This is a genomic window from Micromonospora sp. AP08 (genome assembly GCF_008085935.1).
Classification (GTDB): domain Bacteria; phylum Actinomycetota; class Actinomycetes; order Mycobacteriales; family Micromonosporaceae; genus Micromonospora; species Micromonospora chersina.
In genome coordinates this window covers 127,592-140,207 of sequence record NZ_VSEZ01000010.1, presented here as the reverse complement: position 1 = coordinate 140,207, position 12,616 = coordinate 127,592, and the positions used below count along the sequence as shown (strand labels likewise).

At 73.9% G+C, this 12,616-nt stretch carries 11 protein-coding genes; 6 read left to right on the top strand and 5 right to left on the bottom strand.

The genetic code is table 11. The features are described 5' to 3' along the window. Positions 1-48: 48 nt before the first annotated feature. Both FXF50_RS18720 and FXF50_RS18715 read right to left on the bottom strand, forming a co-directional pair. Entirely contained in the window at positions 49-1,053 is a 1,005-nt protein-coding gene (locus FXF50_RS18720; RefSeq protein WP_148429577.1) for an aldo/keto reductase, read from the bottom strand. Continuing rightward, on the bottom strand, positions 1,050-1,439 hold the full coding sequence (locus tag FXF50_RS18715; protein ID WP_148429575.1) for a MerR family transcriptional regulator: 390 nt from the start codon (positions 1,437-1,439) through the stop codon (positions 1,050-1,052). Before FXF50_RS18715 ends, FXF50_RS18720 begins: the two co-directional genes overlap by 4 nt. A gap of 105 nt (positions 1,440-1,544) precedes the next feature. Here FXF50_RS18715 and FXF50_RS18710 point away from each other — a divergent pair, with 105 nt between their 5' ends. Genes FXF50_RS18710 through FXF50_RS18700 form a run of 3 tightly spaced genes read left to right on the top strand, consistent with a single transcriptional unit; the run spans position 1,545 to position 3,621 of the window. Then, positions 1,545-2,270, top strand: a complete 726-nt coding sequence (locus FXF50_RS18710; protein ID WP_148429751.1) for an ABC transporter ATP-binding protein — start codon at positions 1,545-1,547, stop codon at positions 2,268-2,270. Beyond that, the gene (locus tag FXF50_RS18705; RefSeq protein ID WP_148429573.1) at positions 2,267-3,022 is read left to right on the top strand and encodes an ABC transporter permease; all 756 of its coding nucleotides are present in this window, start codon (positions 2,267-2,269) and stop codon (positions 3,020-3,022) included. Before FXF50_RS18710 ends, FXF50_RS18705 begins: the two co-directional genes overlap by 4 nt. Continuing rightward, positions 3,022-3,621: a TetR family transcriptional regulator gene (locus FXF50_RS18700; protein WP_148429571.1), complete on the top strand. Its 600-nt coding sequence runs from the start codon at positions 3,022-3,024 to the stop codon at positions 3,619-3,621. Before FXF50_RS18705 ends, FXF50_RS18700 begins: the two co-directional genes overlap by 1 nt. A 21-nt stretch (positions 3,622-3,642) precedes the next feature. Here FXF50_RS18700 and FXF50_RS18695 read toward each other — a convergent pair whose 3' ends face one another. Further along, positions 3,643-5,430, bottom strand: a complete 1,788-nt coding sequence (locus tag FXF50_RS18695; RefSeq protein ID WP_148429569.1) for an ABC transporter ATP-binding protein — start codon at positions 5,428-5,430, stop codon at positions 3,643-3,645. Then, positions 5,427-7,301 (bottom strand): ABC transporter ATP-binding protein, encoded by a 1,875-nt coding sequence (locus tag FXF50_RS18690; protein ID WP_187399727.1) that lies wholly within the window; start codon positions 7,299-7,301, stop codon positions 5,427-5,429. The genes FXF50_RS18695 and FXF50_RS18690 overlap by 4 nt, the downstream gene beginning before the upstream one ends. A gap of 216 nt (positions 7,302-7,517) precedes the next feature. Between FXF50_RS18690 and FXF50_RS18680 the strand changes: the two genes are divergently transcribed. The 3 genes from FXF50_RS18680 to FXF50_RS18670 all read left to right on the top strand — a co-directional run bounded on the left by FXF50_RS18680 (position 7,518) and on the right by FXF50_RS18670 (position 11,193). After that, complete coding sequence (locus FXF50_RS18680; RefSeq protein ID WP_148429564.1) at positions 7,518-8,147, top strand: TIGR03085 family metal-binding protein; 630 nt, start codon at positions 7,518-7,520, stop codon at positions 8,145-8,147. A gap of 125 nt (positions 8,148-8,272) precedes the next feature. Beyond that, the gene (locus FXF50_RS18675; RefSeq protein WP_148429553.1) at positions 8,273-9,223 is read left to right on the top strand and encodes a terpene synthase; all 951 of its coding nucleotides are present in this window, start codon (positions 8,273-8,275) and stop codon (positions 9,221-9,223) included. A 143-nt stretch (positions 9,224-9,366) separates the two neighbouring features. Beyond that, on the top strand, positions 9,367-11,193 hold the full coding sequence (locus FXF50_RS18670) for a long-chain fatty acid--CoA ligase (protein WP_148429551.1): 1,827 nt from the start codon (positions 9,367-9,369) through the stop codon (positions 11,191-11,193). Positions 11,194-11,260: 67 nt separating this feature from the next. Here FXF50_RS18670 and FXF50_RS18665 read toward each other — a convergent pair whose 3' ends face one another. Beyond that, positions 11,261-12,568, bottom strand: coding sequence for a low temperature requirement protein A (locus FXF50_RS18665; protein ID WP_255510103.1), 1,308 nt, complete (start codon positions 12,566-12,568; stop codon positions 11,261-11,263). Positions 12,569-12,616: the final 48 nt, after the last annotated feature.

The window sequence follows — 12,616 nt, the reverse complement described above, 5'->3', positions numbered from 1 at the left end:
ATCTTCGGCGCAATGACCGATGGCGGACGCCGTGTCCGATGCGAGGAGCTAGTGACCGACCGTTCGCATTCCTGCCGCGGTATACCTTTCCCCCGCGACGGAACCGGCGGGCACCGCGGCACGGAGGCGGGCCTGCTGTTCCGGGCTCAGCCGCAGGTCGGCCGCCGCGGCGTTCTCGGTCAGGTAGCGGACCCGCCTGGTGCCGGGGATCGGCAGGATGTCGTCGCCCTGGGCGAGCAGCCAGGCCAGCGCCGCCTGGGCCGGGGTGCAGGCGATCTCGGCGGCCACCTCGCGGACCGCGTCGGCGAGCCGCACGTTGGCGTCGAGGTTGCCGTCGGCGAAGCGCGGCACGGTCCGCCGCCAGTCGTCGTCGGCGAGCTGCTCGCGGCTGGTGATGGCCCCGGTGAGCAGCCCGCGCCCGACCGGCGAGTACGCCACGAGGGACACCCCCAGCTCCCGGCAGGTGGCCAGCATCTCGTCCTCGACGTCCCGGGTGAACAGGGAGTACTCCATCTGGACGGCCGAGACGGGGTGCACCGCGTGCGCCGCCCGCAGGGTCGCCGGGCTGACCTCGGAGAGGCCGATGAGCCGCACCTTGCCGGCCTGGACCAGCTCGGCCAGCGCGCCGACGGTCTCCTCGATGGGGGTGCCCGGGTCGCGCCGGTGCAGGTAGTAGAGGTCGATGGTCTCGATGCCGAGCCGCTCCAGCGAGGCGTCGCAGGCCTGCTTCGCCCAGGCGGCGCTGCTGTCCACGTAGGCGCCCGGGCTGCCGGTGCCGCCGAAGCTGTCGCCGCTGGTGCGGTTGCCGAACTTGGTGGCCAGGAAGACCTCGTCCCGGCGCTCCCGGACCACCGGGCCGAGCAGCCGCTCGTTCGCCCCGAAGCCGTACATGTCGGCGGTGTCGAGGTGGTTGACCCCGAGGTCGAGGGCCCGGTGCAGGGTCCGGGTCGACTCGGCGTCGTCGGCGGCGCCGTAGGCGAAGCTCATGCCCATGCAGCCCAGCCCGATCGCCGAGACCTCCGGACCGGTCGCGCCCACCCGTCGCTTGATCATGACAGTTCCTCCTCGGCCCGCCGGTACGCGTCGATCTTGTGGTCGAGGACCTTGAGGTCGTCCTCCAGCTCCGCCATCCGGGCCAGCACCCGGGTGCGGTGCGCCTCGAACAGCGCCCGCCGGGCGCCGAGCGTGCGGTCCCCCTGCCGGGCCAGTTCGGCGTAGCGCCGCATGTCCCGCACCGGCATGCCGGTGCGGCGCAGCCGGGTGAGCAGGAACAGCCAGTTGACGTCGGACTCGGTGTAGCGCCGGCGGCCCCCGGAGTCCCGGCCGACCGGGGCGACCAGCCCCTCCTGCTCGTACCAGCGAAGTGTGTAGGTGGTGAGGCCGACCCGTTCCGCCGCCTCACCGACGGTGAGGCTCATCTCCCGCGTGCTGATGTCCACGCACCAAGGCTTCCAGTTCGAGCGCACTCGAAGTCAACCTTGCGCGCGGGCCGGTAACTCATCTAGCGTTGAGTTCAACAGTTGATGAGTTTTCTGGAGGCGGGCATGGACGACGCGGTGTCGGTCCGTGACCTGGTGGTCGAGCGGGGCCGGCGGCGGGTGCTCCAGGGCATCTCCTGCGCGGTGCCCCGCGGCACGGTCACCGGGCTGCTCGGGCCGAGCGGCAGCGGCAAGACGACCCTGATGCGGGCGATCGTCGGGGTGCAGACGGTCGACTCGGGCACGGTGACCGTGCTGGGCCGACCCGCCGGGGCGGCGGAGCTGCGCCGCCGGGTCGGCTACCTGACCCAGGCGCCCAGCGTCTACGCGGACCTGACCGTCCGGGAGAACGCCCGGTACTTCGCCGCACTCCACGGGCGGGACCACGCCCACGCCGACCAGACGGTCGCCGACGTCGGGCTGGCCGGCGCGGCCACCCAACTGGTCGGCAACCTCTCCGGCGGCCAGCGCAGCCGCGCCTCGCTGGCCTGCGCCCTGGTCGGCGACCCCGAGCTGGTCATCCTCGACGAGCCGACCGTGGGCCAGGACCCGGTGCTCCGGGCCGACCTGTGGGCCCGGTTCCACGCCATGGCTGCCGCCGGCACCACGCTGCTGGTGTCCAGCCACGTGATGGACGAGGCGGGCCGGTGCGACCGCCTGCTGCTCATCCGGGACGGCCGCCTGGTCGCCGACGACACCCCGGCCGCGGTCCGCGCCGCCACCGGGGTGGACGACCTGGAAGAGGCGTTCCTCCGGTTGATCAAGGCGAGCGAGCAGGAGGCCGACGCATGAACCCGCACATCCTCGCCGCCACCACCGGGCGGATCCTGCGCCAGCTCCGGCACGACAGGCGGACCGTGGCGCTGCTCGTCGTGGTCCCCACCGTGCTGCTCACGCTCGTCTACTTCATGTACGTCGACCAGCCCACCCCGCCGGGGCAGCCCACGGTCTTCGACCGGGTGGCCCTGATCATGCTGGGCTTCTTCCCGTTCATCATCATGTTCCTGGTGACCAGCATCGCCATGCTGCGGGAGCGCACCACCGGCACGCTGGAACGGCTGCTCACCACCCCGCTGGCCAAGCTCGACCTGCTCTTCGGCTACGGCATCGCGTTCGGCCTGGCCGGCGTGGTCCAGGCCACCGTCGCCTCGGCCGTGGCGTACTGGGTGTTCGACCTGACCACCGCCGGCAGCATCGGGTTCGTGATCATGATCGCCGCGATCAACGCCGTGCTCGCCGTCGCGCTCGGGCTGTTCTGCAGCGCCTTCGCCCGCACCGAGTTCCAGGCCGTGCAGTTCATGCCCGTGGTGGTGCTGCCGCAGGTGCTGCTCTGCGGGCTGTTCGTGCCGCGCGGCGAGATGGCCGGCTGGCTCCAGGCGATCAGCGACGTGCTGCCCCTGTCGTACGCCGTCGAGGCGCTCCAGGAGGTCGGCGCGCACGCCGACCCGACCGGGACGATGTGGCGGGACGTGGCGATCGTCGCCGGGGCGGCGGTGGCGGCGCTGGTGCTGGCCGCCGCGACGCTGCGGCGGCGCAGCGGGTGATGGCGCGGCGCACCGGCCGGCGGCCCGGCAACCCCGACACCCGGGAGGCCATCCTCACGGCGGCCCGGGCGGCGTTCGCCGACCGGGGGTTCGACGCCGCCTCGATCCGGGCGATCGCCACCGCCGCGGGGGTGGACCCGGCGCTGGTGCACCACTACTTCGGCACCAAGGAGGAGCTGTTCCGGGCCACCGTGGCGATCCCCGTCGACCCGGCGGAGCTGGTGCCGCGCGTGCTGGCCGGCGGCCGCGACGAGGTCGGCGAGCGGCTGGTCCGCACCTTCCTGTCCGTCTGGGACTCCCCGGTCGGCACCGCCGCGGTGGCCCTGCTCCGCTCGGCGGTGAGCAACCAGTGGACCGCCCGCCTGCTGCGCGAGTTCCTGGTCACCCAGGTGCTGCGCCGGGTCGTCGAGCAGCTCGACCTCGACCCGGCCGAGACGCCGCTGCGGGGCGCGCTGGTGGCCACCCAGATCGCCGGCCTGGCCATGATGCGGTACGTGATCCGCCTCGAACCGGCCGCCTCCGCGTCCCCGGACACGCTGGCCGCCACGATCGGCCCCACCGTCCAGCGCTACCTGACCGGCCCGCTCGACACCGCCTGACCGGGCCGGTCGCGCGCCGGTCTACCGGGTCTGCTCCAGCCAGGAGGCGAAGAGCAGGCCGTAGACCGACTCCGGGTCGCGCAGCAGCTCGTCGTGCGGGCCGCGCTGCACGATCCGCCCCCGGTCCACCACGATCACCTCGTCGGCGGCCTGGGCGGTGGAGAGCCGGTGGGCGATGGCGAGCGTGGTCCGGCCCCGGGTGACCGCGTCCAGGGTGCGCTGGAGGCGCACCTCGGTGGCCGGGTCGACGGCGCTCGTCGCCTCGTCCAGCACCAGCAGGTCGGGGTCGGCCACGTACGCCCGGGCCAGCGCGACGAGCTGCCGCTCGCCGACGCTGAGCGCCTCGCCGCGCTCGCCGACCGGGGTGTCCAGCCCGGCCGGCAGCCCGTCCAGCCAGTCGGCCAGGCCCAGCTCCGAGAAGGCGGCCGTGAGCTGGGCGTCGGTCAGGTCCGGGCGGGCGAAGCGGACGTTCTCGCCGACCGTGGCGTCGAAGAGGAAGCCGTCCTGCGGCACCATCACGACCCGGGAGCGCAGCGACTCGAAACGCACGTCGCGCAGCGAGACGCCGGAGAGCAGCACCGCACCCTCGGTGGGGTCCATGAGCCGGGTGAGCAGCTTGGCGAAGGTGGTCTTGCCGCTGCCGGTCTCCCCGACCACGGCCACCCGGCTCTTCGCTGGGATCTCCAGCGTCACGTCGTGCAGCACCGGCGGCCCGCCCGGGTAGGCGAAGGTCACCCCGGCGAAGCGGATGTCCAGCGGGCCGGGCGGCAGCTCCCGGCCCTGCTCCCCCGGGTCGGCCACGTCCGGCGCGACGTCCAGCACGTCGAGCACCCGGCGCCAGCCGGCGATCGCGTTCTGCGCCTCGTTGAGCACCTCGGTGGCGATCTGCACCGGCTGGATGAAGAGCGTCACCAGGAACAGGAAGGCGGTGAGCTGGCCGATGGACAGGGTGCGGTCGACGCCGAGGTTCACCCCGACCACCACCACGCCCGCGAGGGCCAGGCCGGCCGCCAGCTCGCCGACGGAGCTGCCCAGGATGCTGATCCGGATGGCCTTCTGCTGGGCCTGCCGCTGCCCCTCGATCGCCGTGTCCAGGCGCCGGGCGGTGCGCCCGGCGATCCCGTACGCCCGGATCACCGGGGCGCCCACCACGCTCTCGCCGATGGTGCCGAGCAGCGTGCCCGTCCGCTGCCGGACCACCCCGTAGGCGCCGGCCAGCCGGCGCTGGAGCAGCCGGATGACCAGCACCGCGGGCGCGAAGGCCGCGAGCACCACGAGGGTCAGCTGCCAGGAGTACGCGAGCATCACGGCCGTGGTCACCACGAGCTGGCCCAGGTTGACGATGAGGATCACGCCGCCCCACTGGAGGAACTGGGTGATCTGGTCGACGTCGCTGGTGACCCGGGAGACCAGCGAGCCGCGCCGCTCGGACTGCTGGTGCAGCATGGACAGGTCGTGCACGTGCCGGAACGCCCGGGTGCGCACCCCGGCCAGCGCGGTCTCGCTGACCGTGAACAGCCGGCGCATCATCAGGTAGCCGCAGGTCGTGGTGACCAGCAGCACGGCGGCGGTGACCACCACGGTCAGCGTGACGACGTCCAGGTCGAGCCCGCCGACGATGCCGTGGTCGATGCCGCGCTGCACGGCCACCGGCACGGCGACCCGGCCGACCATGTAGACCAGGGCCAGTGCCAGGGTGCCGGCCAGCCCGGTCTTCAGCTCCGGGGAGAGCGCCAGCCCGCGCCGCAGCGTCCGCCAGGTCGACTCGGTCGCCTCGGCCGGCCGCTCGGCCTCAACAGTCGCGCTCACCGGTCAACCTCGACTTCCAGGCCGGAGGTCAGCGGGGTGACCTCGTCGTACGTGCGGGTCTGCTCGCGTTCCTGCTCCGCCTGCTCGTAGGCGGTGACCAGGTCGGCGTAGCCGGGGACGGTGGCGAGCAGGTCGGTGTGCGTGCCGCGGGCCACCACCCGGCCGTGCTCGACGTAGATCACCTCGTCGGCGAGCGCGATGGTGGCCCGCCGGTAGGCGACCACCAGGATCGAGGCCGGCGCCCCGCCGTCCGTCGGAGCGCGCAGCCCGGCCAGGATGGCCGCCTCCACCCGGGGGTCGACGGCGCTGGTGGCGTCGTCGAGCACCAGCAGCCGGGGCCGGCCGGCGAGCGCCCGGGCCAGGGTGAGCCGCTGCCGCTGCCCGCCGGAGAGCGAGGTGCCGCGCTCGCCGACCATGGTGTCCAGCCCCTCGGGCAGCGCGGCCACGAAGCCGTCCGCCTCGGCCAGCCGCAGCGCCGCCCAGACCTCCTCGTCGCCGATTCCGGGGCGGTCCAGGGTGATGTTGGCCCGCACGGTGTCGTCGAAGACGAACGGCACCTGGGCGACCAGCGCGACGGTCGAGGCGAGCGAGGCGGCCGTCAACTCCCGCACGTCGACCCCGTCCAGGGTGACCGTGCCGCTGGCCGGGTCGACCAGCCGCACGGCCAGCGAGGCGATGGTGGACTTGCCGGCGCCGGTGGGCCCGACCAGGGCGACCGTCTTCCCGGCCGGCACGGTGAAGGTGACCTCGCCGAGCACCTCGGTGCCGGGCAGGTGCGCCTCGGCCGGCTCGTACCCGAAGTGCACGTCGTGGAAGGCGAGGGTGGCCGGCGCCGGCGTGGCCGGGTCGAGCACCACCTCGCCGTACGGCATCTCGCCGGTGGCGTCGAGGACCCGGCGGACGCGGTCCCAGCCGGCGACGCTGCGCGGCAGCTCGGCCAGCACCCAGCCGATGGCCCGCACCGGGAAGGCCAGCACGGTGAAGAGGAAGGCCACGCTGACCAGCTCGGTCACGGTGATCGCGCCCTGCCGGAGCCGGATCGCGCCGACCACCAGCACGGCGAGCGTGCCGAGGCTGGGCAGCGTCTCCAGCATCGGGTCGAAGACGCCGCGCAGCTTGCCCACGGAGATCAGCGCGTCGCGCAGGTCACCGGCCCGGGCCGCGAACCGCGCGGTCTCCTGGGCCTCCCGGCCCATCGTCTTGACCACCAGGGCGCCGTCGAAGCTCTCGTGGGCGATGCCGCTGACCTCGGCACGCAGCCGCTGGGCCCGGGCCTGGCGGGGCGCCATCCGGCGGGAGTAGACGACGTTGAGCGCGAACAGCGCCGGGAAGACGGCGAGGCCGACCAGCGCGAGGGCCCAGTCGGTGAGGAAGAGCGAGACCACGGCGCCGACCAGCATGACCAGGGTGCCGACGGCGAAGGGCAGCGGCGCGATCGGGTACCAGGCGGCCTCCACGTCCGAGTTGGCGTTGGAGAGCAGCGTGCCGGTGGAGTTGCGGTGGTGCCAGGCCAGCGGCAGGTCGAGGTACCGGCGGGTGACCCGGCGACGGTAGGTGGCCTGGAGCCGGTACTGCATGTAGCCGGCGCCGAGCCGGCGGCCGAAGATGCCGACCACCCGCAGCACGCTGATCCCGAACAGCGCGGCCGCGGCGAGCGCGAGGGCCCCGTCGGTCACCGAGCCGCGGGCGACCGCCGGGACCACCACCTTGCCGACCACCGCGCCGACGACGTACGCGCTGGCGATCACCATGAGACCGAAGAGCACGCTGCCGGTGACCGCCACCGCGAAGATGCGCGGCTGCTCCCGGATGGCCCGGCCGAGCACCCGTAGCCCTCTGCCGACGACGTCCCGACTTGTCCCGCTCGCCACGCTGTCCCCCGCCGTAAGCCGCAGTTTTCCCTCCTCATCCTTACCGCTCGACCCCGACTCCGCCGACCCGGCCCTGATATGTCCACCGTCACGCCTTCCCCCGGGCCCCGCCCACCAGGGCGGACGCCCGCGCGACGGGCCACCCCTCGACGTGGGACGCCGGCCCCGGGCCGCGCCGGGCGCGCCGGCCGGCCCCGCCGGGCCTACGATCAGCCCATGCCGCGGTACGCCCGGGCGGAGCGCGAGGCGCTCGCCGACCTGATGCTGGAGCTGGGACCGGACGCGCCGACGGTCAACGAGGGGTGGACCACCCGCGACCTGGCGGCGCACCTGCTGGTGCGGGAGCGCCGGCCGGACGCGGCCGGCGGCATCCTGCTGCCGCCGCTGCGCGGGCACGGCGAGACGGTCCGCCGGCGGGTGGCCGCCGGCCCGTACGCGGACCTGGTGGCCCGGGTCCGCCGCCCGCCGCTGTGGAGCCCGGTGAGCAACCCGCTCACCGACGAGCTCGTCAACGGCCTGGAGTTCTTCATCCACCACGAGGACGTGCGCCGGGCCCAGGCGGGCTGGCTGCCCCGCGACCTGCCGGCCCGCCAGCAGGCGGCGCTCTGGAAGCAGGCCGCCGTGCTGGCCCGGGTGGCGTTGCGGCGCTTCCCGGCCGACCTGCTGATCCAGGCCCCGGGCTACGGCGAGCGCAGCGTCGGCCGCGGCGGCGAACGGCTGCGCGTGGTGGGCGCACCGGGCGAGCTGGTGCTGTTCGTCTCCGGTCGGCAGCGGGTCGCCCGGGTCCAGGTGGACGGCCCCGCCGAGCCGGCGGAGCGGTTGCGGGCGGCCAGCCTCGGCTTCTGACCCGGTGTGCCGAACCGGTCACCGGGGAACGGTGGTGCGGCTTCGGCCCAGCGACGAAAGCCGATCCGCGCTGCCGTACGCTCCTGTCCCGCCGCCCCACCCCGAGGCGGCGGACAGGGGAGACGATGCGAGGCTTCGCGCTCTCGGCACTGCACGAACCCCCCTTCCCGGCGCGCCGGCACGCCGCCGTCCAACTGGTCGCCGGACAGAGCGCCGGGTGGGTACGCGACCTGGGCCTGATCGACACCCCCGACGGGCTGCGCCGGCTGGGCGGCGCACACCCGGTGGAACTGGCCGGACGGGCCTGCCCGGACGCGTCGGTCGACGACCTGCGGCTGCTCGCCGACCTGATCAGCTGGCTGTTCGTGATGGACGACGCCTGCGACGAGGACGGCCTGGGGACCAGCCCGACCCGGCTCGCCCCGACCGTGGCGGCCCTGCTGGAGGTGCTCGACCGGCACGGTGACCCGGGCGCGCCGGTCCCGGCCGACGCCGGCCCGCTGGCCGTGGCGCTGGACGACCTGTGCCGGCGGGTCCGCGACCGGAAGCGGCCGGGCCTCCTGCTGAGCCTGGTCAGCCAGTTGCGGGAGTACCTGCTGGCGCTGCTCTGGGAGGCGGCCAACCGCGAGCACCGCCGGGTGCCCGGGGTGGCCGAGTACGTGCAGATGCGCCGGCACACCGGGGGCGTCCGGCCCAGCTTCACGCTGACGGACCTGGCGCAACCGGAGCGGTCCGACCCCGGCCGACGGGCGGAGCCGGCGCTGGCCGACCTGGACGCGCTCGCCACCGACCTGGTCTGCTGGTGCAACGACCTCTTCTCCTACGACAAGGAGCGGGCGACCGGCCCGGACGCGCACAACCTGGTCACCACGATCGCCGGCGAGACGGGGCAGGGCGAGGAGGCGGCGCTGCGCGCGGCGGCCGCCCGGTTCAACGAGGGCCTGGCCGCGTACGCCGAGCGGGACGCGGCGGTGGCCGCCACGGGCGACGACGGGGTGCGGGCCTTCCTCGCCACCCGGCGCAACTGGATCCGGGCCACCTACGACTGGTCCCGCGCCGCCACCCGGTACGCCTGAGCCCCGGGTTCCACCTCGCGGGACGCCGGTCGCCGCAGGCCAGCAGGGCTAGCCGCTGCCCGGGTGGAGGCAATACTCTTCGGTAACCGCAGAATGGGCGTGACCCCCGTCACGTCCCTCCACCCTTGAAGGCGGCTACAGCGATGGCTCTCGATGTACCGTACCGTTCCGTACCCGACATGTTCCTCAAGCGTGTGGCGGACTCCCCCGACCGCCACGCGTTCGCCCATCCCGCCCCGGACGACTCGGGACCGGTCTGGCTGACGTGGGAGCAGGTCGGGCAGCGCGCCAAGGCGATCGCCGCCGGTTTGCACGGGCTCGGCGTCGGCCTGGAGGACCCGGTGGCGATCCTGGCGAACACCCGCCTCGACTGGGTGCTCGCCGACTTCGGGATCATGTGTGCCGGCGGGGCCACCACCACCGTCTACCCGACCACCGAGCCGGAGGACGCGACCTACATCATCGCCGACTCCGGGTCGAAGGTGCTCTTCGCCGAGAACCCGGCCCAGGCCGCGAAGATCGCCGGCAGCGCCGTGCCGGCGCTGACCCACGTGGTGCTCTTCGACGGCGCGCCCGACCCGGCCGCCCCCGTCCCGCAGCTCACCCTGGCCGAGCTGGAGGAGCGGGGGGCCCGGGCGCTGGAGAACGAGCCCGACCTCATCGACATGCTGGTCGCCGGGATCGGTCCCGACCACCTGGCCACCCTGATCTACACCTCCGGCACCACCGGCCGGCCCAAGGGGGTCGAGCTGCTGCACGGCGGCTGGTGCTGGGAGGGCGTGGCCCAGGCCGAGCAGGGCCTGCTGCACGCGGACGACCTGCAGTACCTGTGGCTGCCGCTGTCCCACTCGTTCGGCAAGACGCTGCTCTGCGGCGCCACCCACGTCGGCCTGCCCACCTACGTCGACGGCCGGGTGGACAAGCTGGTCGACCTGCTCGGGGTGATCCGGCCGACGCTCATGTGCGGCGCGCCCCGGGTCTTCGAGAAGGTCTACAACAAGGCGGTCACCACGGCCCAGGGCGCCGGCGGCGCGAAGGCGAAGATCTTCGCCTGGGGCGTCGCGGTGGGCAAGCAGAAGGTCGCGCTGGAGCAGGCCGGCAAGCCGGTGCCGGCCGGCCTGAAGCTGAAGTACGCGGTGGCCGAGAAGCTGGTGTTCAGCAAGCTCCAGGCCCGGCTCGGCGGGCGGATGCGGGTGCTGGTTTCCGGCGCGGCCCCGCTGAGCAAGGAGATCTCCACCTTCTTCGCCGCGGCCAACCTGCCCATCTCCGAGGGCTACGGGCTCACCGAGACCAGCGCCGGCGCGTTCGTGAACCCGCCCGACGGGCTGAGGATCGGCAGCGTGGGCCGGGCCATGGGCGACCTGGAGTGCCGGATCGACACCGACGGCGAGATCCTGGTCCGGGGCAAGCCGGTCATGCGCGGCTACCACAACCTGCCGGAGGAGACGGCCGCCGCGTTCACCGAGGACGGCTTCTTCCGCACCGGCGACATCGGCACGCTCGACGACGACGGCTACCTGTGCATCACCGACCGGAAGAAGGACCTGGTCAAGACCTCCGGCGGCAAGTACATCGCGCCGTCGCACATCGAGGGCATGTTCAAGGCCGTCTGCCCGTACACCTCGCAGGCGGTGGTGATCGGGCAGGCCCGCAACTACTGCACCATGCTGGTCACGCTCGACCCGGACGCGATCAAGGGGTGGGCCGCCGGCACGCCGCTGGAGGGCCGCGACTACACCGCCATCGTCACCTCGCCGGAGGCCCAGGCCATGGTCGAGGGCTACGTGGCCGAGCTGAACGGCAAGCTGAACCGCTGGGAGACGATCAAGAAGGTGACCATCCTCCCCCGGGACCTCACCATCGAGGACGGCGAGGTCACCCCGTCGCTGAAGATCAAGCGCCGGAGCGTGGAGACCAACTTCGCCGACGAGATCGACAAGATGTACGCGGGCACCCTCGCCGAGCTGTAGCGGGTCCCGCACCGGCCGGCGGCCGTGCCCCTCCGTCCCGGGGCACGGCCGCCGCCCCGATTTCCGCTCAGAGGTGCTGCTGGCGCCAGTGGCTCTGGTCCACCTCCGCGGCGAGCTGCTCCTCCAGCGCGAGCTGCCGGATCCGGCGCCGCCGGCCGTCCTCCTGGAACGTCTCCGCGGCCACGCCGGCGGTGACGAGCACCGCCAGCACGATGAGTGACGCCAGCTCGGGGATCGGGGCGACGACCGGGGCGACGACGGCGAGCGCCGCGACCGTGATCACCAGGGGCCAGCGCACCTCCCGCAGCGCCACCAGCGCGCAGGCGACGAGGCTCAGCAGGTAGAGGCCCACCCCGCCGTAGAGGACGGCGACCCAGAAGCCGCCCAGCGGCGGGCCCCAGCTCGGGGTGTCCGGGCTGGCCGCGTCGGCCAGCAGGTCCTTGAGGCCGAGGGCGAAGAGGATGACGCCGGCGAGCAGCGGCAGGTGCAGGAACGTGTAGACGTCCCGGCAGAGCCGGCGCCGGGCGTCCGGGTCGCGCGCGTGGTGCAGCGCCTGCTCCAGCGCGTACGCCAGGGTGTCGAAGTACGCCCACCAGAGCATCGCCACGACCAGGACGCCGAGCAGGGCGGCGACCGCCACCGGGCCGGTGAGCGGCAGCCCGGTCTTCGGGCCGAGCCCGAGCGCGATGATCAACTCTCCGAGCGCGACCAGCACCATGAGGGCGTGCCGCTCCGCCCAGTGCCCGGCAGAGACCACCACCCACCACCGCCGGGCCAGGGTCGTCCCGCCGACGTACTCGACCAGCAGCGCCACCGTCCACAGCGCCAGTTGCAGCGCCACGGCGTACGGCCGTTCGGCGAACCGCACGGGCACGAGGCCGGCGACCACCAGCAGCACGGTGGCGAGGCTCGGCAGCAGGGCGCGCAGCAACAGCCCGCGGCGCCGGGCCCGATCCGACCGGTCGAGCCAGGCGAAGACCGCGAGCTGGGCCATCCGGATCACGAAGTAGCAGCCCGCGAAGACCAGCGGGCCGTTCAGCCCACCGGGCTGGTCGACGAACGCGCTGGGCACGCTGAGCACCAGCAGGAAGGTCGCGGCCACCGTGACGACGCCGACCACCGGCAGCAGGCCCTGGTCGGCGCGGACCGCGTTGCCGAGCCGGGCGAAGCCGGTCCACGACCACCAGAGCAGGGCCAGCACCAGCAGGCAGCGGTAGACGTTCACCGGCGTGGGAATGGTGGCGGTCAGGGTGGTGACGTTGATGAACGCGAAGACGAAGACCAGGTCGTAGAAGAGTTCCAGGCGGGTGGTCCGGGAGCCGGGCGCGCCGGGCAACAGCACCCGCGACCACCGGGTGCCTCCGCCGTTCCCCACGCGGGCAGTCTCCGCAATCGCCGGCCCGCGCGGTGCCGATCGGACGAT

Bases quoted from the DNA above. Each gene is read 5' to 3' on its own strand.
- FXF50_RS18720 (WP_148429577.1), bottom strand. From the start codon at position 1,053: ATGATCAAGCGACGGGTGGGCGCGACCGGTCCGGAGGTCTCGGCGATC.
- FXF50_RS18710 (WP_148429751.1), top strand. From the start codon at position 1,545: ATGGACGACGCGGTGTCGGTCCGTGACCTGGTGGTCGAGCGGGGCCGG.
- FXF50_RS18705 (WP_148429573.1), top strand. From the start codon at position 2,267: ATGAACCCGCACATCCTCGCCGCCACCACCGGGCGGATCCTGCGCCAG.
- FXF50_RS18700 (WP_148429571.1), top strand. From the start codon at position 3,022: ATGGCGCGGCGCACCGGCCGGCGGCCCGGCAACCCCGACACCCGGGAG.
- FXF50_RS18680 (WP_148429564.1), top strand. From the start codon at position 7,518: ATGCCGCGGTACGCCCGGGCGGAGCGCGAGGCGCTCGCCGACCTGATG.
- FXF50_RS18675 (WP_148429553.1), top strand. From the start codon at position 8,273: ATGCGAGGCTTCGCGCTCTCGGCACTGCACGAACCCCCCTTCCCGGCG.
- FXF50_RS18670 (WP_148429551.1), top strand. From the start codon at position 9,367: ATGGCTCTCGATGTACCGTACCGTTCCGTACCCGACATGTTCCTCAAG.